Genomic DNA, 22,918 nt, shown 5'->3' with positions numbered 1-22,918 from the left:
GTGTCCATCGGCGACCACCGCACCGAGGATGTCGGCCAGAACGAAACCATCCGCATCGGTGCCAACCGCAGCGTGACCATCGGCGGCAACAAGGCCGAGACCATCAAGCTGGCCAAAGCCGAAACCATTGGTTTGGCCAAGGCATTGACCATTGGCGCGGCGTACCAGACCAGTGTTGGCGCGGCCATGAACACCACGGTGGGCCTGAGCCAGAGCGAGCAGGTCGGCATCCATAAATCGGTGGCGGTGGGCAAGAAATTCACCATCGACGCCGGGGATGAATTCAAGGTCACGGTGGGTAAATCCACCCTAGTGATGAAGTCCGACGGCACCGTAATGATCAACGGCCGTACCTTCGATTTCAGCGCCAGCGGCGCGGTGCAGATCAACGGCAAAGATGTCGATATCAACTGAGGGGCGGACATGGAATTTCGCAACCTGACGCCCTTCGATGCGTTGTGTTTTAGCGCGCTGGGCATGGACGATCAAGAGTACCCGGTGCTGGTCATGAAAGTGGGTTATCGGTTGCTGCCGATTGACGGGCAACCGGGGCGGTTTCGCGCCGAGGTGCTGGACGATGACCCGCTGCCACTGTGCACCGCTGACCGCTACTACGGCGAAGAAGGGGCAAGCAGCGTCTGCGAGGAAAGTGACCTGGCACCGTTCAAGCCACGTTGCGATGTGATCGTGGCGGGCAATGCTCATGCGCCGCAAGGTCAACCAGCAACGCAGTGGACGGCCGGACTGCGCATCAGCACGCCGGTGGCGCCACCGCCCAGAATCGACGTGCCGCTACCGACGCCAATGAGTCCCGGCGAACGGCTGACCGAGTATCAGCTAATGGCATGGCAAGCAGCCCAGCAAGAAGCTTTTAAGCGTCGTGCCGAAGCGCCGACACACCATAACTTGTTGGACAAACACCTGAGTTTCACTGGCCCTCGCCAGTTTCGTCACAGCTTGTTTGGTGGCTGGCAATTGACTGAGCCGCAACCGGCCACCTCGGTGCCATTGCGCTGGGAATATGCCTTCGGGGGCAGCAGCGTTGTGATTAATCCCGAACATGCGGTTGATGAAAACACTCCGCCGTATTTGCTCAACGAGGTGTGTTACAGCAACCCGCTGGGCCGGGGCTGGATTGAAAAACGCCAGGAAGATCTGGGCTATCACTTGGACAGGCCGCTGCGCGAACTGCCCGCGCCGCAGATCGAGCTCATCGACCAACCGGAGTGGCGCCTAGAACGGGCCAAACATCCCGAGGGTGAACTCGACGCCAACGGCATGGCGCAAGTCGCGGCCAGCTACAAAAACCAACCAGTGGGGTTTGGCGTGGTGGGCCGTGCCTGGGCACCGCGACTGCCATTGGCCGGGCACTATGACGAAACCTGGCAGCAGGAGCGCTGGCCGGGCTTGCCACGGGATTTCGACTTTGCCTACTGGAACGGCGCGCCCGTGGATCAGCAGATCGACTTTCCGCCGCCTGCGTTTCAACTTGAACTGTTCAACCTCACCGAGCCCGATCTTACGCCCGACGGCACGTTGAACGTCGAATTGCCCGGCCATCGCCCCTTTGTGCTGATGCGCCTGCACAACGGCGCCATGCTGCCACTGCCCATGCTCACCGACACCCTGCGCATCGACACCGAGGCCATGACCCTGGCGCTGACTCATCGCATCAGCCTGCCCAATCACCTGGGCATTCGCGTTCTGGAAGCTCGTTTCGAAACTGATCCGAACGCACCGCTGATAAAGCGCACAGCCAAGGAGGTGCTCTGACATGGCCGATAACGTCAGCGCCCGTAAGCAGGGCAAATGGAAGGTCGTCAGCATCGTCCCGGATGTGTGCAAGACACCAATGGGCAGCGCCATCCCGCCGGTGCCCTACCCGGTCACCGCCGAACTCAAAACCGCTACCGGCGTGGCCAAATCCGTACGCGCCAACGGCAACCCGGTGGTGGTGTTCGACAAGAGCCTGGTGCCGACCACTAAGGGGGATGGAGCCGGCGCCGCCAAAGGCGTCAAAAGCAACACCGTCGGTGGCAAGTGCTACCCGCTGGAAAAAAGCAGCACCGTTCGGGCTGAAGGCAAGCTGGTGGTGCGCCATGACGACAAGTTCTGGATGAATGGGGCGTAACGCATGGCAGAGCCGATCAATCTAGCCCCGGTGCGGGTGCATGCGGTCAGTGTGCCGATGCGTTCAAATCCGACACACCTGCACAAATTTCACGAAATGATGTTGCAGGCCAATGGCGACGATACCGTTCAGGCTGACATCTTCGGAACAGATCCTCAGGGCAATCCCTCACACAAATCTTTCATCCTGAATGAGCAGGGGTATGAACAACTGCGCAAGGAGCTCCTTGCCAGCGAATTGGCGACGATGCCGCCGTTTAGTTCGTTCAAGAGTGGCAACACCATTGGGCGCGTCGTAGGTGAGACAGTCCCTGCCGCCGTCCCCGCCACACAGGCAAATCCACCAATAGAAACGGAAACAGAGGAGGAAAAAGGATGGTGGGCTAGTGCAAGCCCATGGGTACACGGCAGCCTGGATGTCCTGGGCTTCGTACCTGGGCTGGGTGCAATTCCGGATCTAATTAACGCCGGGATCTATGCTGCTGAGGGTGATGCGGTCAATGCTAGCCTCTCAGCAGTTGCAGCAATTCCCCTTGCAGGCGATGCGCTAAAAGGCAGTGTATTAATTGGAAAGGGCATCAACAAAGCTGGAGTTCAGGGTGGCAGGGAAGTATCCGAAAGAGCTGCACGTACCATTGAAACAAAAGCAATAGATCCACCTTCATCCAAAGGGAAAAATGGCGGGAAATTTTTAAGCAATGAAAAGTGTTTATTACGTCCTTACAAACCAGACACATGCAAAGCAAAAGGTTTAACAGGCCATCATGTCGTACCAGATCGTGCATTCAGACAAGGTCCACGCCAAGGCCCCAACAGAAAACAAATCCCCGGAGGTCTTTCCGAGTCAGAGGGGTTAGTTATTTGTGTAAAAGGAAAAGGACTTACGGACCAACACGGAAAAATACACAGGGCTTATGACCCTCTTGAAACGGCACTTGGGTTATCTGAAACACCACCCGGGACCACTACCCTGCTAAAACTTGAAGTAATGGGCGCACTGGCAGCTGCACGAGTTACTGGGTGTAACGCTGGACTATTGGCCGCTCAACTACGCGCCTATCACGAAACCAAAGGATTACCTTCACAATTCAGAGTCAGGGCTGATAAATCAGGCAAACTTATAAAATTCACCCCACCGGGCTCCCTTGGTAAAGTCGGCGCTGGTGACTTCTAAAGGAAGATATAGATGACCTCGAAACAACCCCAAACCCTAATTATGAATACGGGATCAGCAATCGACAGGGACATGTACTACATGTCATGCTCATTCACAGATCGGGCTTTGGATGAACCTTATTCTCGACTTTTTTTCTACCAGGACAAAAATAAGGACAAGTGGTTCTATCATGACCAGCCAGACTGGCATGTGGTCTCAACCTGCTTCCCTCCTCCGACCTTAGGAGCAACACGCAAAATCTATGCACTAAGCGAAGAAGGCCATATTGAATGCTTTAGCAGAGATGCAATTAGCGTTGAGAAAATACAAGATGCTGGACTCGATCCATCCAGCAAAATGTATGGATACGTCCATAAACTAAAATATATAGATGGCCAAATGTATAGTTGTGGTCACAGAGGGCAGATTTATAGAAAAAACGAATCCACCTGGGAGCACTTTGATGACCACATACTTCAAAAAAATAAATTAATCACAGAAACCCCTGACATGAATTTTATGGAGAGCATCAAGCTTTCTCTAGACGAAACACTCGACTTGTATGATATAGACGGATCAAGAGACGACATCTACGTCGTCGGAACCGATGGCTTTCTAGCCAATCACGATGGAATCCAATGGCATAAATTACCCCGACTCACGGCAGCCGATCTTCATTGTTTATATATTTCATCCTCCGGCCTTGTTTGGATAGCAGGTTCACAGGGGACAGTTCTTAGTGGAAACGCACGACTGGGTTTTAAAGTGCTCGCACGCAAGAAAATAGACACTGATCTTTATTCACTAACTGAATTCCAAAACAACATTTATATAGGAGCCAGTGACGGCATTTACAAAATCATCGACACCAAAATAGAAAAACTCGACATCTTGGCTAAAGAAGTCAGCTGCATCGAATCAAAAGACGGTGTCATGTGGGCACTTTCGGCTGAAAAATTACTACGCTTTGATGGGTGTCGCTGGGAAGAGTTCACCCACATAGATAATTAATGGTCTCTATAACTCTTATAGCAAGGCTTATGCAAATTCACTCCAACAAAACACAAGTAGCAGCGGCAGAACCTTCACTGACTCAATACTTATCAGGAGGCTCTATGCCAGCCGTCGTTCTGGTCGGACACGACCATGATTGCCCGATGTGTGGCCCCACCACCATCAACAGCGGTACGCGCAACGTCACCGTCAACGGCCGCGCCGTCGCCCTTGTCGGCGACGCCTTCGGTTGCGGTGCCGTGATCACCAGCGGCTCGCCCTCAATGAACATCAACGGAAAGGCCGTGGCCCGCGTCGGTGACACCACCGACCACGATGGCGTGCTGGAAAACGGCGACGCCAAAGGCATCAAGAGCAACACCGTCGGCGGCAAGTGTTACCCGTTGGAGAAGAGCAGCACGGTGCGGGCTGAAGGCAAGCTGGTGGTGCGCCATGACGACAAGTTCTGGATGAATGGGGCGTAACGCATGGCAGAGCCGATCAATCTAGCCCCGGTGCGGGTGCATGCGGTCAGTGTGCCCGTCCGACGTCCTCCCAACAGCATCGCCGGCCCGGACGAAATGATGCTACAGCTCGGCGAGAACGGCGGCGTGCAAGTCGACGTGTTTGGGCGGGATGCACAAGGTAATGAACTGCACGAAAGCCGGGAGATGCAGGAGGATGAATACGAGGAAATGCGCAAAGGCTACTTGCGCGCCGAACTGGCGACGATGCCGCCGTTCAGTTCGTTCAAGAGCGGTAATACCATTGGGCGGGTTGTGGGTGAGACGGCGCCTTCGGCAGTTCCGGCATCACAGGCCAATCCGCCAATCGAAGCTGAAACCGAAGAAGAAGGCATCACCGGCGAACAGATCCTGGACGGCATCCAGCTAGGTTTGGATGTGGTGGGCCTGATACCCGTGGTCGGGGAAGTGGCCGATATTGCCAGCGGCGTCATTAGCCTTTTTCGCGGGGACTACGTGGGCGCTGGACTGTCGCTGTTGTCCGCGATTCCGTTTGTTGGCTATCTGGGCACCGCTGGTAAGGCCACCCGATACGGTGCGAAAATGGCCGAGGCCTCAGGCAAAGCGGGTAAGGAGGTTGTTGACAGAGCCGCAAAGGAGGCGGCGGAGAAAAAGGCCAGAGATGCAGCAGCCCGTAAACAGGAGCAAGGAGCAAGGATCACACCCAAAAAACTACGTAGGGTGGAGCCGAAGTGTTTCAACCCGCGGAACTCCAAAAGATACAAGAAAATGAGCGAGACAGATCAAAAGGAATATCTACGGGAATACGCTCGACAGCTCAAACGCCAGCAAGACTCTATAAACAGCATGTCGGCCAAAGACTTTGCCAGTGCTCGAGCTATGTTCAATGATGCCAAAAAAGTCTCGCGTAATGGAGGGCGAAATCCAAAGGCCGCTGCAGCTCAAGGTGCTTATCGAAGTAAGCGTGCAGGAGAAATCAAAGACAGCATTTATGAGAGCATCCGACGGAAAAACCCACAGGGTGACCCTAAAGCAGCTAGGGCTGAGGCTGCTGACCGAACCAATGAAATCATGGACTCTTTAGCCGCGCTGCATGAACCTGACATGGTGGCCGGTGGTTGGCACGAGCCCACCCCCTCATCCTTAGGTAATAAAGGCGTAAATAGCGCCATTGGCGGCAGCTGGAATCAAAAGGGACGCGTGAAACTATTGCAAGATGCTGCTGAAAAAGCCGTCGCCCGTGGTGATGGCTCAGACATCATGAATGTGGAACTGAAAATCTGTCCACCTGGCAGAAAAGGAAAATAACGATGAGAGATCCAGATTTCGCTTTATTTATCGAAACCTTTGGCGAGGCCACACACAGAACTCCAGTTCCTGAAGCCAGCCTTGTTTATTGGACCGATAAGCTACCTCCTATCCTACTGAGTTATTGGCGTGAGGAGGGTTGGGCAGGTTTTGCAAACGGCCTCCTGTGGATGGTTAATCCCGATGACTACGAGGACATCAAAGACGCATGGCTTGAAGAGACACCGTTTGCCAACATAGATAACTTCCACGTAATCGCACGCAGCGCGTTTGGTGACCTCTATTTATGCGGTGAGAGAACAGGGAGAAGCGTCACGATTGTCTGCCTTAATAACGAAATATTGGCTTTAAAAAACAAATTAAAACCTAAACCATTGCATGACCAAGACTTTTCAATTCAATCATTCTTTGGCTCTCATGAACCAGAAGACTTCGATTACAAAGACATCAACGGAAAACTGCTATTTGAACGCGCGTTGAAGAAATACGGTCCATTGGAGCCCGATGAGATGTACGGCTTCGAGCCCGCGCTCGTTATGGGTGGCAGCGCGACATTGGATACCCTCCGACGCCTCAAGCTGGATCCGCATCTTCATATTCTGCGTCAGCTCGACAGCCCGACACTACCGCTCTCAAGCTCCGATTTCGACAAGCTCATGAAATAGGCAAGGATTGCTAACGGACACTCATTTTCACGATTGCGCTTCTGGACTTTGTCAACTTCCGCGCCGTATTCCAATCCGGCGCGACGACACCCCGGTGCGCTACGTTCACGGTTTGGTCAGCCTGTTCCAACAGGGCGACACCGGCTTTCGCCGCACCTGCTACACCGCCGTGGTCGAACCGACCCTGAAGCGTTTCGACCTGCGCTCCAATTGGCGCATCTTCCAGGCCCAGAGCGTGCCCGACATCATCACCAGTGTGCTCACCGAGCAAAATCTCACCGATATCCGCAGCGAAATCTGCTTCGAGCACCAACCCCGCGAATACTGCGTACAGGCCGGCGAAACCGACCTCGACTTCATCGCCCGCCTCGCCGCCGAAGAAGGCCTGCTCTACACCTTCGAGCACCGCGCCGACGGCCACACCCTCGTCCTCACCGACCGCGTCGGTGGCCTGGGCACCATCGGCACCCACACCGATTGTCCGGTGATCTAGCAGCCGATGGCGCACGTCAGTTCGAGGTACACGTCGTCAACATGATTCAGTGGATTCGAGTGAAGGAGCCGGGGCGCCTTAACGGGGTCAAGCGACTTTTGATGACAACCTTACAAAATGCTCCTTTCGCGAGATGCTCGTACGCTTCCCGTGCTTTCTCGAACGGATACACCTGATCGATCACGGGACAACGTTGAGGAATGCGTTCATCCGGTCGAACGATGAACGCGGCGCCACGGCAATCCCGCGAAGGGTCGTCTGGCGGAAAATGAGTGGCATCAGATTGAGTTCAACGGTCTGCCCGGTCAAAAAGCCAATCTGCGCGATACGCCCGGAGGCCTTGGTCGCTGCGACGGATTGATTCATGCCGCTGCCACCAGCCACGTCGAGCAGCAGGTCCACGCCTTTGCCTTCGGTCAGTTTCACTGTTTCATCAGGACAGCTTTTCCAGCAACTCCAGCGCCTCGTCGAATTCAAAGCACTCGGCCTGCTGGACGACCCGATATTTGGCCAAGGTGGCAAACATGTCATCGACGTGCAGGGGCTTGGAGATGTGGTCGTTCATGCCGCAGGCAAGCGCCCGTTCGCGATCCCCTGCCATGGCGTCGGCCGTCATGGCGATCACCGGCAGCGTTGCCCAGCGTGATTGCTCACGAATCTTGCGGGTAGCGGTATATCCGTCCATCACCGGCATCTGGCAGTCCATCAATACACCATCGAAGTCTGCGTCACGCTCCAGTTGCTCGAGCGCCTGCGCGCCGTGGAAGGCCAGGCTCAGCTCGATGCCGGCGCTCTCCAACAGTTCACACGCCAGCATGGCCAATGCGGCCCGGCCACTTTGCGCGACGTCGACTTCCACGCCAAAACTGCGGGCCATGCTCGACAGAATCTCCCGTGCGCTGGAGTTGTCATAGACCACCAACACACGGCAGCCCGCGAGTTCGTCGGCAGTCACCATGCGTCGCACCTGAACGTCATGCTGCACGCCCAGGCTCACGTCGAAATGGAACGTCGAACCGTGCCCCGGCTCACTCTCGACCCAAATGTCCCCGCCCATCAACTCCACCAGATGCCGGGAGATGGCCAGGCCCAAACCGGTGCCACCGTATTTGCGGGTGGTGGAGCTATCAGCCTGGCTGAACGGCTGAAACAGCCGCGAGCATTGCTCGGTGTTCATGCCGATGCCGCTGTCACGCACCCAGAAATGCAACTGTGCCTGCTCACCCACAGCACCGCGCAGTTCTACACCGAGCACGACCTCGCCCTGCTCGGTGAATTTCGTCGCATTGTTGCCCAGGTTGATCAGCACCTGCCCCAGACGCAGCAGGTCGCCGATCAATGCGGTCGGCAAATCGGTGGCGGTGCTGAAGAGCAGCTCCAGGCCTTTGTCCTCGGCTTTCAGGCCAATCATGCTGGCGAAGCCGTCCAGCGCATCTTCAAGTCGGAAGGGAATGTGCTCGAGGTTCATCTTGCCGGCTTCGATTCTGGAAAAGTCGAGGATGTCGTTGATGATCCCCAACAGGTTTTCCGCCGAGCGATGGACCTTTTCGATGTAATTACGCTGACGATGGTTGAGCTCGGTGCGCAATGCCAAATGGCTCATGCCGATGATGGCGTTCATCGGTGTGCGGATTTCGTGGCTCATGGTGGCCAGGAAGTCGCTCTTGGCCCGGGTCGCCTCTTCTGCCGCCTCGCGTGCGCGCTGCACTTCGGCCTCGGCGAGCTTGCGGTCGGTGATATCGAAATACCAGTTGGCAGCCACGCCCCGCGCGCCCAGCGTCATTGTAATGGCTGAAACCAGCACATCAAAACGATCGCCCTCGGCACGTTGCATGCTAGCCTCGAAGTTCAGCACCGCGCCCTGCGACTCGGCGGCGAGAAAGCGCTGGCGAACCTCTGGATCGCCCCAGAACTGCGCTGGATCGGTACCTTCGAGGTCAGCCAGACGGATCCCGAACAGACTCTCGAACTGCGGGTTGCAGTAGGTTGGACGGCCATCGCCATCGCGGATCACCATGGCCACCGGACTGCTGTCGAGCGCGCAGCGCCGATTGCTGGGTTTCCAGCGCTTGCGCCTGCTCTTCCAATTGCAGTGCCTGTTCGGCCACTTCATTGGCCTGGCGACGAGTCTCTGCCAGGAGCGACTTGACCGCTTCATTACGCTCCATGATCGCCATAGCTGCGGCCAGCCGTGGGTTAGCTTCATGCAACAGCAGCAATTCGCGCTCGCTTAGCGGCTCCAGTCCGGCCAGCTCAAGTACCCCAAGCAGACGCTCGCCATGCACGATGGGCTGCAACAGCAGGCAACTGGCCGGAATTTCCCCCAGCGGCGAACGCAAACGCCAAAAGTTTTCCGGCAGTGTTTGAAATTGCCGAGGCTGGCGATCCACCGCGCATTGCCCCAGCAGGCCATCGCCGAACATGACTTGCGCCTCAGGCGGCCGCTCGGCATCGGTCGCATAACGGCCCATCAGCAGCAGTTTGGCGGTCTCTTCATGGGCGCTGTAAAGCACCCCTTGGCAGATCCCGTGCAGGCTGGCCATGTGCTGCAGAACGACCTGAGCCAGTTCATCTGGTGTTTCTGCCTGCTGCAAATCGACCTGCAACTGAGCGGTATGCGCCTTGATCCAGCGCTGGCGTTCCAGTTGTTGGGACTCGGTCTGCAGTTTGGCGATGGCGCGTGCCAGATCACCGGTTTCGTTGTTCAGGTCGGTGTGAGGAATGGGTTGGTCGAGCTGCCCGGCGGCCAACTGATCCACCGCCACCCGCACTCGGTTGAGCGGATTGCGGATCGAGTTGCTGGAACTCACTGCTATTGAGCAGCAGCAACGCCTGTCCCTGTCGACCTTCATCAATCATTTGAAAGGCCTGTTCGCTATCAGCCTGCAACTGTTGCAGCAGCAGATCGAGCTCGGTGAGGCGCGCCAGATTCTCCGGACGCCGGAGGGTCACTTTGGCTTGGGACAGAGCCTGCTGCAGACGATCCTCGGTATCACGCAGGCGTTGCAAGGATTCGACGCGGATCTGCGCGCTGTTGGTGCCCACGGCGCGCTGCAGGGTTTGCACCATATGCGGCAGTTGCACCCTAGCGTCGGCTAGATTAGCTGTACCGCGTCAAACTGCAAAACAACTGTTTGGAGTAAGCCAAAGACACGACCTACCCCCGCCACTCCCGTGGGCTGACTCCCGTCTTGCGACGAAATGCCCGGGCCAGTGCCGACGGGCTTTCATAGCCGACTTCTTCGGCGATCAGGGCGATGGGCTTGCCCTCGCGCAAGCGTTTCTGCGCCAGGCTGATGCGCCAGCTCACCAGATAATCCACCGGCGCCTGGCCGACCACGCGCTTGAAATGCTCGGCAAAACTGGCCCGCGACATGTTGGCCGCCGCCGATAATTCGGCCACGCTCCAGGGTTTGCCGGGGGCTTCGTGCATGAGATTCAACGGGCGCGCCAGGCGTGGATCGGCAAGGCCGGCCATCATCCCCGGCTGTTGATTTCGGCTGCTGAGGATGTGCCGCAAAAGAAGAATCACCACCAATTCGAACAGCCGATCCATCACCGCTTCCCGGCCACAGGTGCCCGCAAAGGCTTCATCGAACAACCATTGCAGGGTGCTGCCCAGGGTGGGGATTTCATCCAGTTTCAGCACCAAAAAGTCCGGTAGCGCTGCGGCCAGGGCATTGCCGGCGCCGCCGTCGAAATCCAGTGATGCGCACACCAATTGCGTGCCGGAATTGTCGTCGGCAAACAAGCGGTGACGATAGGGGCGCGGGAAGAAAATCAGGGTCGGTTCGGTGATGTGCAGCGATCGTTCGTCCGCCAGTTTGAGCGTCAGCTCACCGCCCTGCAGCAGATGCAAGTGGCCGCACGCCTGGCTGCCATCGAACGCCGTCGTGCCGCAAAACGTGCCGCTGTGGAAGGTACCGGCGTTGACGCCGAAATGGCTGAGCAAAGTGGACAAGCGATCCATGGGGTCTCCCGGGAGCGATTCTGGACGATCTGTCGCATATCTTCGACGATTTGCACCCAATAGACCAGCTTGAATCACTAGCATGAACTCCGTACTCAGCGCCTGTCGCGCTTCAATCCTCGGAGAATCGCCATGACCCGCATTGCCCCTGTCAGCCTCGAACACACCACCGACGCCACCCGCCCGATGCTGGAAGGCGTGCAAAAGAAAATCGGTTTCCTGCCCAATGTTTTCCGCGTGCTCGCCCTCGCCCCGGCTGTGCTGGCTTCGTACCTGCAAAACTCGGCGGCACTGGGCAAGACCTCGCTGAGCGCCACGCAGAAAGAAGCCATCTTCCTTGCCACCTCGCAGGTCAACGGCTGCGATTACTGCCTGGCGGCACACACGCTGTTTGCCGGCAAAGCCGGACTGACCGATCACGAAATCCGCAGTGCCCGAATAGGCCAGCTGGACGCTTATGCCCTGCTCGCCCAGCAGATCACCGAAACCCGTGGCCACTTGAGCAGCGAACAGATCGCCACCGCCCGCGCCGCCGGGATCAATGACGCGAAAATCATCGAAGTGATCGCCCACGTGGCCTCACAGACCCTGACCAACTACCTGAACAACGTCGCCCTGACCGATATCGACTTTCCGGCCATCGTTGCCTGATCAACCTGCTGCGGAGACTACGAGCATGAACACCGTGACCCTTTACACCACCGACACCTGCCCTTACTGCCGCAGCGCCAAATCACTGCTGGCCAGCAAAGGCGTGACCATGCACGAGATCAACATCCAGCGCGAACCGGGCAAGCTTGAAGAAATGCTGACCCGCAGCGGCCGCCGCACAGTGCCGCAGATTTTCATCGGCGACGCACACATCGGCGGCTTCGATGACCTGGCCAAACTGGATCGTCAGGGCGGGTTGATGTCGATGCTGGCCTGAAGCGGTGGGAGCGAACCTGCTCGCGACGGCGGTGTGTCAGGCACAGGCGATGTTGAATGTGCCGGCCCCATCGCCAGCAGGCTGGTTCCCACACGTATTCCGTGCCTTCATCTTTGTGCAGTTTGATGCCGCGCTGGTGCAAGAGCATGCCGCGCCTTGCGAGTCCTGCGTCACAGCATGAAACATTCTTTTGGTCGGGGTGTTCCGGCCCGTGAAATACGCCAACTATCCTGAAAAACATCGACCCAAAAAACCCTGCAACAGGAGACCCGGTCATGAACATCATGCGCAAAGGCTTTGGCGTATCACTGCTGCTGGTGGCCACGGCGGCATTCGCCCATCACGGCTGGAGCGAGTACGACTCAACCAAGCCCTTGCAACTGAGCGGGACCATAGAAAAATCCGGTTATTCCCACCCCCACGGCTTCGTGAACCTCAAAACGGCGGACAAGACCTGGAACGTGGTGCTCGCTCCGCCCTCGCGCATGGAAAACCGTAGGCTGACCAAGGACCTGTTGGCGGTGGGAAAGCAGGCGACAGTGGTCGGCTACCAGAACCGCAGCAAACCCGATGAGTTACGCGCAGAACGCATCACGATCGACGACAAAACCGTCGAGCTGCGCTGATGACGTCCGAACCGGGCTGGATGGACTGGCTGAATGATTCGTCGCTGGGGTCAGCCATGCGCGGTGATTTGTGGCTGTATCCGCTGGTGGAGGTGGTGCACATCCTCGGTTTCGCGATCCTGGTGGGTTCGGTGGTGATGTTCGATCTGCGGGTGCTCGGTGTCTCACGCAATATTCAGGTGACAGCCCTCGCCCGCCATCTCTTGCCCTGGTCGTTGGCAGCCCTGCTTTTGATCGTGCCAGCCGGATTGATGATGTTTTCCGCCCACCCCCACGACTTCGCTTCCAATGACATTTTCATCCTCAAGCTGTGCCTGATCACCACGGCGGGCCTCAACGCCGTGCTGTTCCATGTCGGTGTGTACCGGTCTGTCGCGGCGTGGGACACCGGCACTCCAGCGCCGGGCGTGGCCAGGCTGCAGGCCCTGTTTTCCATCGCGCTATGGATCAGCGTAATCCTCTGCGGCCGCTTGCTGGCCTACACCTGAACGAGCCGTTGCATGACAGACTTGTCATGGATTTGTCAGCGTAGCCAGCACCCTCGCGCCATACAGTGAAGTCGTCAGTCACCCACACAGGGTGACACGCCTCCCACTGATGATGACAAGGGTCGATACCATGAATCCATTGAGCAAACTCTGCCTGATCGCCGCCAGCCTGTTCGTGCTGGGCACCGGTTCCGCCATGGCGGCCTCAACCGCCGCACCGGTCAAGGCCAACAACGTCGTGCTGGTGCACGGTTCCTGGGCTGATGGCTCCAGTTGGTCGGATGTGATTTCCCGTTTGCAGGCAGCCGGTCTTCACGTTACCGCCGTGCAAAACCCGCTGACCTCGGTGGCCGATGATGTGGCCGCGACCCAGCGCGTGCTCGATCAGCAAGACGGCCCGACCGTGCTGGTCGGCCACTCCTATGCCGGCACCGTGGTCAGCGAGGCCGGGGTCGATCCGAAGGTCAGTTCGCTGGTGTACGTGGCAGCGCGGGCGCCGGATGCCGGGGAAGATTTCGTGGCACTGTCGGCCAAATATCCGACCATGCCAGTGCGCGCCGGCACTGAAGAACACGACGGTTACATCAGCCTCAAGCAAGACGCCTTCCTCAAATACTTCGCCAGCGATGTGCCTCATGACAAGGCCATGCAGCTGTTCGCCGTGCAGCAACCGATCGCCAAGACCCTGTTCACCGACCGCACCACCGCCGCGGCCTGGCACACAAAACCGTCGTGGTACGCCGTCTCCAGCCAGGACCAGACGATCAACCCGGACCTTGAGCGCTTCCTCGCCAAGCGCATGGGCGCCACCACCATCGAGCTGCCGTCGAGCCACTTGTCGCTGGTGTCCCACGCCAAGGAAATCGCCGACTTGATCCTCGCTGCCGCCGGTCGCCAACCGTAAACCACCGCCCTTTATTACAACTTTGTCATCGAGCTGTTGGTTGGCTGTCCGGATCGGCGGCTTAACCTGAACTCACTGTAAGGCTGAACCGCCGGCAGCCCACTCAAACCCTGAAAAGAGAGCACCGTCATGAAAATGTATATCCTCGGTTTCGCCGCCCTCCTCGCTACTGGTTCCGCGTTAGCCGACACCCAGAGTACCGCCCCCGTGATCCACGACAAGGACGCGGCCTTCGTCCACCTCGACGTTGCCAAAGTGCTCGGCGAAACGGACATTTCCCAGCAGTGCGGCGTCCTCCCCGCCCAACTGACCTACCTCGACCATCAAGGTCGCCAGCATGAGCTGGATTACCTGGTCCAGGGCAGCGGTTGCACCAATGATCATTGATCGTCGCCCCTGCGTACCGGCGGATGAACGGGCTACACTGGCGGCACCGGCATGCCGCTGTAGCCCGGCTGAGCGGCGCTGAATTTTGCTGACCCCATACCTGGCAGATCCCCATGAACATTCTCGTCGTCGAAGATGAACCCAAGGCCGGTAATTACTTGCTCAACGGCTTGCAGGAACTCGGTTACACCGTGAGCCTGGCCCGCGACGGTGTCGATGGCCTGCACCTGGCCCTGGAACACGATTTCGATGTGATCGTGCTGGACGTGATGATGCCGAAAATGGACGGCTGGGAAGTCCTGCGACGCCTGCGCAAGGAGGCCGACACCCCGGTGCTGTTCCTCACGGCGCGCGATGACATCGCCGATCGCATCAAGGGCCTGGAACGGGGCGCCGACGATTACCTGATCAAACCGTTTTCCTTCGCCGAACTGGTCGCTCGCTTGCGCACCCTGACCCGTCGCGGCCCCACCCGTGAAGAAGAACAGCTGCACATCGAAGACTTGCAGATCGACGTGCTCAAGCGCCGAGTCACTCGTGCCGGCACGCGCATTACACTGACCAACAAGGAATTCGCCCTGCTGCACCTGTTCGCCACGCATCAAGGTGAAGTGCTGTCGCGGTCGATGATCGCCTCGCGAGTCTGGGACATGAATTTCGACAGTGACACCAACGTAGTGGACGTCGCCGTACGCCGGTTGCGGCTGAAGATCGACGATCCGTTCCAGCTGAAGCTGATCCACAGCGTGCGCGGTATCGGCTACCGCTTCGATACGCTGCCATGAACAACCTGCCCCGTCTGCGCCACTCCCTGACGCTACGCCTGGCGCTGGTGTTTGCGTTTCTGGCGTTTGTCTCGCTGACGTCCCTGGGCGTGGCGTTGTACCACGACCTGGAGCGCGAATTGATCCGCCGGGATGACGCGGCCCTGATCACCCGGATCGACCAACTGCGCACGTTCCTCAACGACAGCAATACCCTGGAGCTGATCCGCACCAAACCCGCGCTGTTCCAGAACATGCTGGGCAACCGTGAGGCCCTGCTGAGTATCGGCGCCCCCGGGCAAGCGCCGTTGCTGGTGGTCAATCCGGGCAATCTGCAGATGCCCGCGTTGACTCCCATGGCCATTGACCATCCGCTGAACCTGAGCGACGTGCAGCATTTGCCCGACGTCAACGGCGTGCCTTTTTCGGCCGTGGCGGCGACCATCGATTCCGGTGATCAGGGCACGCTGCACGTGTTGACCGGGCGCCTGATGACTGAACGCACGGCGGTGCTCGCCCGTTACCGGTTCAACGTCTACCTGTTCGCGAGCGTGGCGGCGATTCTGCTGGCGCTTTGCGGCTACGTGCTGGTACAGCGCGGACTGCTGCCGGTGCGACGTGTGGCCCGGCATGCCCAGGGCATCGGCGTGGGTAACCTCGGTGAACGCCTCGACAGCCATGGCGCGCCACTGGAGTTGCTGCCAATGATCGAGGCCTTCAATGCCATGCTTGACCGCCTCGGCAAAGGCTTCGTGCAACTGGGCCAGGTGTCCACGGACATGGCCCATGAACTGCGCACACCGATCAATAACCTGCTCGGTGAAACTCAGGTCGCCTTGCAGCAAAACCGCAGCATCGAAGCCTATCAACAGTTGCTTGCCTCCAATGTCGAGGAACTCGAGCGCCTGGCGCGCATGCTCGACAACATGCTGTTCCTGGCCCGCACCGACCCGGCCAGCGCCCTGCGCCAACGCCAGGAACTGGACGCCTTTGATGAAATGGAACGCATGGCCGACTATTTCGAAGGGCTCGCGGCGGATGCAGGGATCGCCATCAACGCTCACGGTAGCGGCGTGATATGGGCTGAGCCGATGCTGCTGCGCCGCGCCCTGGCCAACCTGTGCGCCAATGCCATCAAATATGGCGCGCCGGACTCCGCGTTGTCGATCAGCGCCACGCCAACGGCCGACGGCATCCGCTTGCAAGTGCGCAATCACGGCCAGACGATTCCCGCCGAACACCTTCCCCGGCTGTTCGAACGTTTTTACCGGGTCGACGAATCCCGCGAACGCTCGGCGCAATCCAACGGCTTGGGGCTGTCGATCGTGGCAACGATCATGCAGTTGCACAATGGGCGATACAGCGTCACGAGTGCAGAGGGTGTGACGTGTTTTGAGTTGGTTTTTCCGGCGCGGCGTGCAGGCGAATGAACAAAATCGCCTCGATAACGTGAGTCATGACCTAACCTCATAGGTTCAGTGACACACAAACAGTCGAGCACGCTGATGCGCAATGCTTTGAGCCTGGTGATCTTCATCGTTTTTCTGTTCGGGCCGAACGTCGGGATGCTGTCGGCGGCAGAACCGCTCGCGCCCTCTTCCGCCACGTCAACGCCCGCGCCGGCCAGCGTTTCCGAAAGCGATCTGGACGCGCTGATGGCTCAGCTCGGCAATCTCAAACAGCAGGTGTCCCAGGCCAACAACTACAGTCAGCTGGAAGGCCCGCAGGATCTGGTTCAGGCCCTTATCCGCGAAGTTGATCGGCTCACGGCGCTGTTAGTGCCCGAACAGGCTCAGTTGCAGGCGCAGCTGGCGGTGCTGGGACCAACGCCTCTGGCCGATGCCGGGCTCGAGAAATCCGAAATTGCCAGCCAGAGGACAACCCTCACCGAGCAAAAAAGCCGCGTCGACTCCCGCTTGAAAACCCTGGCGACCCTCAAGACCAGTGCCGCCGAACTGCTGACCCAGATTGCCGCCATCCGCCGCAGCCTGCTGGAAACCGAAGTGACGCAGCAGACCCGCAGCGTGCTCAACCCCTGGTTTTGGGCTCCGTTATTCAATCCGCCGCCCGAAGATCGGCAAAAATTCAACGCATTCATCCAGCAGATCGGCACCACACTTGCTGCCACGTGGCGGCCGGGCGAACGTCTGTTGACCAGCCTGTTGCTCGCCGTGGCCCTGGCTTTCTGGTTTTTCGGTCGCAGGGTGGCCGAACGCGGACTGACCTGGTTGTGCGTTCATCGAATGCCGGAAGGTCGCCTGCGCCGCAGCGCCCTGGCGCTGGCCTCGGTAGTGGCCACGGTCCTGTCTGCCTGGATTGCCCTGCAGTTGCTGTTTTTTACCGTCACCCGAGAGCTGCCCCTGACGCCGCAACTGACGGGGTTTTCCCAGGATTTTGAAAAGATCGTCTACACCTGCGTGCTGATTACCGGCCTGAGCCGTGCGCTGCTGTCCACCGAACACCCTTCATGGCGGCTGCCAGCTTTTGCCGATCCGCTTGCGATGGTGATCAAGCCTTATCCCTTGCGATTGGCCGGTGCGCTGCTGGTGCTGGTGTCGCTGGCGCAGATGACCAATGCCACCGGCATGAGCTCGCAGCTGGTGATTTCAGTCAGGGGCCTGGTTGCATTGGTCATTTCAACGTTGATCGCGACCTTGCTGGTGCATGTCAGCAAAACGCGGCGAGCCATGGTCATGGCCGGCACTGCCCCCGAAGCAGGTCGCACGCTGGCCGGGGTGATCTATGCCTTCGCCAGTATTGCGATCGTGGTTTCGTTCCTTGCCCTGATCATCGGCTACGTGTCGCTCTCGCGCTTCATCACTTACGAACTCGTCTGGTTTTTCATCATCTTCGCTGGCTTCTACTTGCTGATCCAATTGCTCAAGGACGGCTGCGAGTATCTGTTTTCCCCCCGATACTCCACTGGCAAAGCCATCAAGGAGCTGTTGGGCATTGGCGATACGCGCCTGGAACAGATTTCGATCATCCTCTCCGGCGTTGGACGCGCCGCCCTGTTGCTCATTGCACTGATCACCCTGCTGGTGGGCGGGGTCGGTTCGACCCTGGGACAACTGGCCACCAACATTCTGGCGATCCTCGGCGGTGACGGCCTGCGCAAACTGAACATCGTCCCCGCCAACCTTCTGCAAGCCCTGCTCGCGCTGATCATCGGCGTCTACCTGATCCGTTCACTGCGCCGCTGGCTGGACAACGAGTTACTGCCGAAAACCGAAATGGACCCCGGCATGTGTGCCTCGCTCAGCACCCTGTTCTCCAACATCGGCTACGCCTTGGTGCTGTTGCTGATGTTGTCTTCGCTGGGCGTGAAATGGACTAACCTGGCCTGGATCGTCAGCGCCCTGTCGGTGGGCATCGGCTTCGGCTTGCAGGAGATCGTCAAGAATTTCGTTTCGGGCATCATCCTGTTGACCGAGCGCCCGGTGAAGGTCGGCGACTTGATCAGCATCAGCGGGGTCGAGGGCGACATCCGCCGCATCAACGTACGGGCGACCGAAATACAGCTGGCCGACCGTTCGATCGTGATCGTGCCCAACTCGCAATTGATCTCACAGAACCTGCGCAACGTCACCCTGGGCGGCAGCGCTCAAGGGGTGGCGTCACTCGAACTGATGTTCCCGCTGGACATCGACCCGGAACAGGTGCGCACGCTGCTGTACGACACCTACGTCGAGCACGAAGCGATACTGGACAAACCGGCGCCGGTGGTGCGCTTCAGCCAGCTCAAGCCTGAAGGCATTACCCTGACGGTCACCGGTTATGTCAGCAGCCCGCGCATGGTGCTATCGATCAAAAGCGAGCTGCTGTTCGTGATTCTCAAACGGCTGAGCGCCGCCGGAATTGAACTGGCGAAACCACCCACCGCATGACGCAGATCACCCTGCTGGCACTGGTCAGTGGGCGATGCACACCGACTTGAGCTCGGTGTAAGCCTCGATCACCGCACGGCCGAACTCACGGCCCATGCCCGACTGCTTGACCCCACCGAACGGCATCGCCGGGTCGAGCAGCACGTGGGCGTTGACCCACACCGTGCCGGCTTCGATACGTGGCACCAGGTTCATGGCTTTGCCCAGATCGTTGGTCCACAGGCTGGCGGCCAGGCCGTAGCGGTTGTCGTTGGCAAGCGCGATAACGGCGTCTTCATCGTCGAATGGCATCACGCCCAACACCGGGCCGAACACCTCTTCGCGGGCCACGGCCATGCTGTGGTCGATGTCGGCCAGAATGGTCGGCTGCACAAAGAAACCGTCGCCCTCCAGCAACTCGCCACCGGTCACCACGCGTGCCCCTTCCTTGCGGGCCAGCTCGATGTGCTTGAGTACGCTTTGCTGTTGTTTGCGCGACACCAGCGGGTTGATTGCCGCGTCGCAGTTCATGCCATCGCCAATGGGCATCGACGAGACAGCCGCCGCAAGGGCTTCAACAAACTGGTCGTGAATCGAGCGATGCACATAGAAACGCGAAGCTGCCGCACACACCTGACCATTGTTCAGCAGGCCGCCGAGAATTGCGCCCTGCACGGCTTTTCCGATGTCGGCATCGGCGAGCACGATCATCGGGTTTTTCCCGCCCAGTTCCAGGGAGAAACGCGTCATGTTTTCCATGCACGCCACGCCAACGCTCTTGCCCACGGCGGTGGACCCGGTGAACGACACTTTGCTCACCAGCGGATGCGAAGTCAGCACGCCCCCCACCGAAGCACCACCACCGGTGACGACGTTGAACACACCCGCCGGAATACCCGCTTCGAGCGCCAGTTCGGCCAGGCGCATGGCGGTCAACGGGGTTTCCATCGCCGGTTTGATGATGACGGTGCACCCGGTGGCCAGCGCCGGCATCAGTTTCCACGCAGCAATCAGCAGCGGGAAGTTCCACGGCACAATGCCGACCACAACGCCCACCGGCTCGCGCTTGGTGAACGCGGTGAACCTGGCACCCGGTGGCAGCGGGATCGACACGTCGAAGGTCTGCCCTTCGATCTTGGTCGCCCAGCCGGACATGTAGCGCATGAATTCCACAGTCGCGTTCAAATCCAGCGCGCGGGCCATGTTGATCGACTTGCCCTGGCTCAGGGTTTCGAGCTGCGCCAGTTCTTCAGCGTGTTCTTCCACCAAGCGGGTGAAATTCAGCAGGATGCGTTCACGGTCGGCCGGACGCAGGCTCGACCAGACGCCTGACTTGAACGCCTTGTGCGATGACTGCACGGCACGTTCGACGATGTCCAGTGGCGCATCGAGGGTTTCGCACAGGGTCTGCCCGGTGGCCGGGTTGACCACGGCGATGCTGTCGCCTTCGGCCAACACCCATTGCCCGTCGATGAAGCAGCCGTGACGACGATCCAGGAATGCAGTGACCTGCGGCAGAATTTCAACGTTGCTCATAAATCACCTTTCATACAGACGTAGGAGCCGGCTTGCTGGCGAATGCGCCTTCACGGGCACTGCAATACTCAAGGCCGCCTTCGCTGGCAGGCCAGCTCCCACAGGGATTGGTTGGTCAGAAAACTAACCAGCCGCTTAGTGTTGTTCTTTGAGGTAGCACACCACAGCCTGGCGATCGTCCGCCGACGCCATGCCCATGTAAGGCATGTAGGTGCCCGGCACGTACGCCTGGGGTTGGGTAATCAGTTGTTCGATGTTCTCGGCTTGCCAGTCAATGTTCTTGTTGCGCATGGCCTGGGAGTAGTTGAAGCCCTCCAGTGAACCGGACTTGCGCCCGACCACACCCGCCAGGTTCGGCCCCATCATGCCGACCGCGCCTTTGGCCACGGCATGGCAAACCCCGCATTCATTGGCAAACACTTCGGCGCCCCGGCTTTGCACCGTTGCGCAATCGGCAGCCAGCGCAGCCTGGGCCAGGGTCAATGACAGCAAACCGATGAGGGGCAAACGCAGGGTGGTGAACATAAGAAAACGCCCTTGAAAATCCACGCGCTCGCCAGCCAGCGAACGCCAACACTGAAAGTGCCGGGGCAACGGTGCACCGGCAGGTTGAGAGGGATTGTGGGCGGTCGCTGGCCGACAGGTTTTGCCCTGCGTGCCAGTTGTGTTGGCGGTTGTGCCAGATTGCGCATTAGAACCGGCGGGGGCAGGTATGCGACATAAGGAGCGGGATTTAGCTTTGCTCAGAAGGCTCCGTGAACACGGGTGCAGCCGCCGCGCGAATAAAAGCTTCATCCAGAGTACTTGCATCGTAAGAGTCCAAGAACTCCTTACCTGAGCTGAACGGTACAAACCTTCGCATGCTGATCATATAGAAGTTGTCACAGTTGCTCACAACCTCCTCGATGTTATGTGAAGACACTAGAATTGCAGCTCCTTCACCAGCAGCTCCACGCAAACACTTCCAAATGTAGTGTCTGAACTCAGGATCAACTCCTGCGGTGGGTTCATCTAGTATCACCAGATCCGCGCCTACCGCCAGCAATGATAGAGTAAAGAACCAACGCTTTTCGCCATAGCTGCAAACAGAAGACTTTTTACTCCAAATTTCTTTATATCGTTCTATTATTTCCGGGCTCCATACAGCGAGCTTTTTCAAAGCTTGCTCTTGCGACATTCGGATCGGAGAGCAAAGTAATGTAGTGATTTTAAAGATATCGAACATACGCAGCACCGGAGGCGTCATGATCGTCTGGGACAAGTAAAGCTGCCTGACACATCTATTGACAAGTTGCCCTTTTTTCGCCTTTTTCAAGCCGCACACAATATCGAAAAAGGTAGTTTTCCCAGAGCCGTTTGGACCCAGCAGACCAGTGATTGAACCTGGAGCCACACTGATAGATGCGTCATTGAATATTGTTTTTTCAGAATATTCAAAACAAAGCGAACTAGCTTTTATAATACACATCAATATCGACTCCACACTGGATTTATGCGCATAAACCGCAAGGACAACAAGAACACACCAACGAAAGAAAAGAAAACCCCCAACATCAAAACTGGATGTCTTTCAACCCCCCCTACCATTATTTTATTTGCAACGTACAACGGGTTAAATCTGTTGATAATATCCAATACAGGGTGTAAGTCGCGAACACTTATAACACCCCACACAAGCATTCCAAATGACGTAACGGACAAAATTGTATTGGCATTCTGAAAACTAACAGGCAACAAGCTCAACAGAATTCCAGGCACACAAAACAATACATAGCAAATATAAAATCGAGGGAAAATCGATAACAACGCAGCCGCATCGAAGCCTCCAAAAGAAAAACATGTCAACACATAGAAAACGGCACAGTAAATCAAAGAAATAAGTGAGTAAGCAAAAAACTGCGCCAACATAAATATCAACTTAGCTTCGGATGTGTATACAAACGACCGAATGAATCCACTTTCTCTTCTGCCCACAATGTAAAAGGAGAAGCCAAAAAAAGCGACACTAGATGAAATATAAGCGTGAAACCAAGAAGTGCTTTCTAAATAGCTCATACCCGAAGAAAAGACGTCTCCCCTGGAGTATGCAAGCAAATAATAGGTTACTACCGGCGAAAGAATAATCCAAAAGAGTGCAACAGGTTCTTTTAGCTGTTCCTTCACAAACAACCACGTAAGCGCGCAAGATCTTGATATTGTGAAATTTTTCATGAGTCACC

General features: G+C 57.7%; 22 protein-coding genes and 3 pseudogenes. 18 read left to right on the top strand and 7 right to left on the bottom strand.

Annotated features, from left to right (window positions below):
- The 9 genes and pseudogenes from BVK86_RS26740 to BVK86_RS26705 form a co-directional block, all read left to right on the top strand.
- The coding region (locus BVK86_RS26740) for a bacteriophage T4 gp5 trimerisation domain-containing protein (RefSeq protein WP_425272403.1) at positions 1 to 414 on the top strand (414 nt) is incomplete at its 5' end.
- 9 nt (positions 415 to 423) lie between these two features.
- Positions 424 to 1,773 (top strand): DUF2169 family type VI secretion system accessory protein, encoded by a 1,350-nt coding sequence (locus tag BVK86_RS26735; protein WP_075949236.1) that lies wholly within the window; start codon positions 424 to 426, stop codon positions 1,771 to 1,773.
- 1 nt (position 1,774) lies between these two features.
- A complete protein-coding gene (locus BVK86_RS26730) occupies positions 1,775 to 2,131 on the top strand; it encodes a DUF4150 domain-containing protein (protein WP_075949235.1) in 357 nt (118 codons plus the stop codon).
- Between the two features lie 3 nt (positions 2,132 to 2,134).
- A complete protein-coding gene (locus BVK86_RS29640; RefSeq protein ID WP_139315808.1) occupies positions 2,135 to 3,304 on the top strand; it encodes a hypothetical protein in 1,170 nt (389 codons plus the stop codon).
- A 12-nt stretch (positions 3,305 to 3,316) separates the two neighbouring features.
- Positions 3,317 to 4,297, top strand: coding sequence for a beta propeller repeat protein (locus tag BVK86_RS26725; RefSeq protein WP_075949234.1), 981 nt, complete (start codon positions 3,317 to 3,319; stop codon positions 4,295 to 4,297).
- 104 nt (positions 4,298 to 4,401) lie between these two features.
- Complete coding sequence (locus tag BVK86_RS26720) at positions 4,402 to 4,764, top strand: PAAR domain-containing protein (RefSeq protein WP_075949233.1); 363 nt, start codon at positions 4,402 to 4,404, stop codon at positions 4,762 to 4,764.
- Between the two features lie 3 nt (positions 4,765 to 4,767).
- On the top strand, positions 4,768 to 6,072 hold the full coding sequence (locus tag BVK86_RS26715) for a polymorphic toxin type 15 domain-containing protein (RefSeq protein ID WP_075949232.1): 1,305 nt from the start codon (positions 4,768 to 4,770) through the stop codon (positions 6,070 to 6,072).
- A gap of 2 nt (positions 6,073 to 6,074) precedes the next feature.
- Positions 6,075 to 6,737: a GAD-like domain-containing protein gene (locus BVK86_RS26710; protein WP_075949231.1), complete on the top strand. Its 663-nt coding sequence runs from the start codon at positions 6,075 to 6,077 to the stop codon at positions 6,735 to 6,737.
- A gap of 94 nt (positions 6,738 to 6,831) precedes the next feature.
- Positions 6,832 to 7,227 (top strand): annotated as a pseudogene (locus BVK86_RS26705) (contractile injection system protein, VgrG/Pvc8 family); the annotation flags it as partial.
- A gap of 49 nt (positions 7,228 to 7,276) precedes the next feature.
- Here the strand turns inward: BVK86_RS26705 and BVK86_RS26700 are convergent.
- The 3 genes and pseudogenes from BVK86_RS26700 to BVK86_RS26680 form a co-directional block, all read right to left on the bottom strand.
- Positions 7,277 to 7,665, bottom strand: a pseudogene (locus tag BVK86_RS26700) (zinc-binding dehydrogenase); the annotation flags it as partial.
- Positions 7,666 to 7,732: 67 nt separating this feature from the next.
- Positions 7,733 to 10,341 (bottom strand): annotated as a pseudogene (locus BVK86_RS29115) (hybrid sensor histidine kinase/response regulator); the annotation flags it as partial.
- A gap of 46 nt (positions 10,342 to 10,387) precedes the next feature.
- Positions 10,388 to 11,200, bottom strand: a complete 813-nt coding sequence (locus BVK86_RS26680) for an AraC family transcriptional regulator (protein ID WP_075949227.1) — start codon at positions 11,198 to 11,200, stop codon at positions 10,388 to 10,390.
- 132 nt (positions 11,201 to 11,332) lie between these two features.
- On the opposite strand from BVK86_RS26680, the gene BVK86_RS26675 reads away from it, so the two are divergent.
- From BVK86_RS26675 to BVK86_RS26635, 9 genes are all read left to right on the top strand, one after another.
- Positions 11,333 to 11,851, top strand: a complete 519-nt coding sequence (locus BVK86_RS26675; protein ID WP_075949226.1) for a carboxymuconolactone decarboxylase family protein — start codon at positions 11,333 to 11,335, stop codon at positions 11,849 to 11,851.
- Between the two features lie 25 nt (positions 11,852 to 11,876).
- Positions 11,877 to 12,128 carry a glutaredoxin 3 gene (gene grxC / locus BVK86_RS26670; protein WP_075949225.1) on the top strand — a complete coding sequence of 84 codons (252 nt, stop codon included), beginning with the start codon at positions 11,877 to 11,879 and terminating at the stop codon, positions 12,126 to 12,128.
- Between the two features lie 275 nt (positions 12,129 to 12,403).
- Entirely contained in the window at positions 12,404 to 12,754 is a 351-nt protein-coding gene (locus BVK86_RS26665; protein WP_075949224.1) for a DUF6152 family protein, read from the top strand.
- The gene (locus BVK86_RS26660) at positions 12,754 to 13,242 is read left to right on the top strand and encodes a DUF6644 family protein (RefSeq protein WP_075949223.1); all 489 of its coding nucleotides are present in this window, start codon (positions 12,754 to 12,756) and stop codon (positions 13,240 to 13,242) included. Before BVK86_RS26665 ends, BVK86_RS26660 begins: the two co-directional genes overlap by 1 nt.
- A gap of 130 nt (positions 13,243 to 13,372) precedes the next feature.
- On the top strand, positions 13,373 to 14,146 hold the full coding sequence (locus tag BVK86_RS26655) for an alpha/beta hydrolase (RefSeq protein ID WP_075949222.1): 774 nt from the start codon (positions 13,373 to 13,375) through the stop codon (positions 14,144 to 14,146).
- Positions 14,147 to 14,275: 129 nt separating this feature from the next.
- Positions 14,276 to 14,533 (top strand): DUF2790 domain-containing protein, encoded by a 258-nt coding sequence (locus tag BVK86_RS26650; RefSeq protein ID WP_075949221.1) that lies wholly within the window; start codon positions 14,276 to 14,278, stop codon positions 14,531 to 14,533.
- A 113-nt stretch (positions 14,534 to 14,646) separates the two neighbouring features.
- Positions 14,647 to 15,318 carry a heavy metal response regulator transcription factor gene (locus BVK86_RS26645; protein ID WP_075949220.1) on the top strand — a complete coding sequence of 224 codons (672 nt, stop codon included), beginning with the start codon at positions 14,647 to 14,649 and terminating at the stop codon, positions 15,316 to 15,318.
- Positions 15,315 to 16,727, top strand: a complete 1,413-nt coding sequence (locus tag BVK86_RS26640; protein ID WP_075949219.1) for a heavy metal sensor histidine kinase — start codon at positions 15,315 to 15,317, stop codon at positions 16,725 to 16,727. Before BVK86_RS26645 ends, BVK86_RS26640 begins: the two co-directional genes overlap by 4 nt.
- A 75-nt stretch (positions 16,728 to 16,802) precedes the next feature.
- Positions 16,803 to 19,184 carry a DUF3772 domain-containing protein gene (locus BVK86_RS26635; RefSeq protein WP_075949218.1) on the top strand — a complete coding sequence of 794 codons (2,382 nt, stop codon included), beginning with the start codon at positions 16,803 to 16,805 and terminating at the stop codon, positions 19,182 to 19,184.
- A 24-nt stretch (positions 19,185 to 19,208) separates the two neighbouring features.
- Here the strand turns inward: BVK86_RS26635 and BVK86_RS26630 are convergent, their stop codons facing one another.
- From BVK86_RS26630 to BVK86_RS26615, 4 genes are all read right to left on the bottom strand, one after another.
- A complete protein-coding gene (locus BVK86_RS26630; protein WP_075949217.1) occupies positions 19,209 to 20,699 on the bottom strand; it encodes an aldehyde dehydrogenase family protein in 1,491 nt (496 codons plus the stop codon).
- A gap of 135 nt (positions 20,700 to 20,834) precedes the next feature.
- The gene (locus tag BVK86_RS26625; RefSeq protein WP_075949216.1) at positions 20,835 to 21,224 is read right to left on the bottom strand and encodes a c-type cytochrome; all 390 of its coding nucleotides are present in this window, start codon (positions 21,222 to 21,224) and stop codon (positions 20,835 to 20,837) included.
- Between the two features lie 208 nt (positions 21,225 to 21,432).
- Positions 21,433 to 22,167: an ATP-binding cassette domain-containing protein gene (locus BVK86_RS26620; RefSeq protein ID WP_075949215.1), complete on the bottom strand. Its 735-nt coding sequence runs from the start codon at positions 22,165 to 22,167 to the stop codon at positions 21,433 to 21,435.
- Positions 22,167 to 22,910 carry an ABC transporter permease gene (locus BVK86_RS26615; RefSeq protein ID WP_075949214.1) on the bottom strand — a complete coding sequence of 248 codons (744 nt, stop codon included), beginning with the start codon at positions 22,908 to 22,910 and terminating at the stop codon, positions 22,167 to 22,169. The genes BVK86_RS26620 and BVK86_RS26615 overlap by 1 nt, the downstream gene beginning before the upstream one ends.
- Between the last annotated feature and the right edge of the window lie 8 nt (positions 22,911 to 22,918).

The sequence above is a fragment of the Pseudomonas reinekei genome (assembly GCF_001945365.1).
Taxonomy (GTDB): Bacteria; Pseudomonadota; Gammaproteobacteria; order Pseudomonadales; family Pseudomonadaceae; genus Aquipseudomonas; species Aquipseudomonas reinekei.
The sequence above is the reverse complement of the archived record's forward strand: the minus strand, read 5'-3'. Positions and strand labels throughout refer to the sequence as shown.

Excerpts from the sequence above, each read along its gene's own strand:
- BVK86_RS26680 (WP_075949227.1), bottom strand. The coding sequence starts at position 11,200 with ATGGATCGCTTGTCCACTTTGCTCAGCCATTTCGGCGTCAACGCCGGT.
- BVK86_RS26635 (WP_075949218.1), top strand. The coding sequence starts at position 16,803 with ATGCGCAATGCTTTGAGCCTGGTGATCTTCATCGTTTTTCTGTTCGGG.
- BVK86_RS26725 (WP_075949234.1), top strand. The coding sequence starts at position 3,317 with ATGACCTCGAAACAACCCCAAACCCTAATTATGAATACGGGATCAGCA.
- BVK86_RS26715 (WP_075949232.1), top strand. The coding sequence starts at position 4,768 with ATGGCAGAGCCGATCAATCTAGCCCCGGTGCGGGTGCATGCGGTCAGT.
- BVK86_RS26630 (WP_075949217.1), bottom strand. The coding sequence starts at position 20,699 with ATGAGCAACGTTGAAATTCTGCCGCAGGTCACTGCATTCCTGGATCGT.
- BVK86_RS26730 (WP_075949235.1), top strand. The coding sequence starts at position 1,775 with ATGGCCGATAACGTCAGCGCCCGTAAGCAGGGCAAATGGAAGGTCGTC.
- BVK86_RS26665 (WP_075949224.1), top strand. The coding sequence starts at position 12,404 with ATGAACATCATGCGCAAAGGCTTTGGCGTATCACTGCTGCTGGTGGCC.
- BVK86_RS26620 (WP_075949215.1), bottom strand. The coding sequence starts at position 22,167 with ATGTGTATTATAAAAGCTAGTTCGCTTTGTTTTGAATATTCTGAAAAA.
- BVK86_RS26625 (WP_075949216.1), bottom strand. The coding sequence starts at position 21,224 with ATGTTCACCACCCTGCGTTTGCCCCTCATCGGTTTGCTGTCATTGACC.
- BVK86_RS26655 (WP_075949222.1), top strand. The coding sequence starts at position 13,373 with ATGAATCCATTGAGCAAACTCTGCCTGATCGCCGCCAGCCTGTTCGTG.
- BVK86_RS26720 (WP_075949233.1), top strand. The coding sequence starts at position 4,402 with ATGCCAGCCGTCGTTCTGGTCGGACACGACCATGATTGCCCGATGTGT.
- BVK86_RS26645 (WP_075949220.1), top strand. The coding sequence starts at position 14,647 with ATGAACATTCTCGTCGTCGAAGATGAACCCAAGGCCGGTAATTACTTG.
- BVK86_RS29640 (WP_139315808.1), top strand. The coding sequence starts at position 2,135 with ATGGCAGAGCCGATCAATCTAGCCCCGGTGCGGGTGCATGCGGTCAGT.
- BVK86_RS26615 (WP_075949214.1), bottom strand. The coding sequence starts at position 22,910 with ATGAAAAATTTCACAATATCAAGATCTTGCGCGCTTACGTGGTTGTTT.
- BVK86_RS26650 (WP_075949221.1), top strand. The coding sequence starts at position 14,276 with ATGAAAATGTATATCCTCGGTTTCGCCGCCCTCCTCGCTACTGGTTCC.
- BVK86_RS26735 (WP_075949236.1), top strand. The coding sequence starts at position 424 with ATGGAATTTCGCAACCTGACGCCCTTCGATGCGTTGTGTTTTAGCGCG.
- BVK86_RS26710 (WP_075949231.1), top strand. The coding sequence starts at position 6,075 with ATGAGAGATCCAGATTTCGCTTTATTTATCGAAACCTTTGGCGAGGCC.
- BVK86_RS26660 (WP_075949223.1), top strand. The coding sequence starts at position 12,754 with ATGACGTCCGAACCGGGCTGGATGGACTGGCTGAATGATTCGTCGCTG.
- grxC (WP_075949225.1), top strand. The coding sequence starts at position 11,877 with ATGAACACCGTGACCCTTTACACCACCGACACCTGCCCTTACTGCCGC.
- BVK86_RS26640 (WP_075949219.1), top strand. The coding sequence starts at position 15,315 with ATGAACAACCTGCCCCGTCTGCGCCACTCCCTGACGCTACGCCTGGCG.
- BVK86_RS26675 (WP_075949226.1), top strand. The coding sequence starts at position 11,333 with ATGACCCGCATTGCCCCTGTCAGCCTCGAACACACCACCGACGCCACC.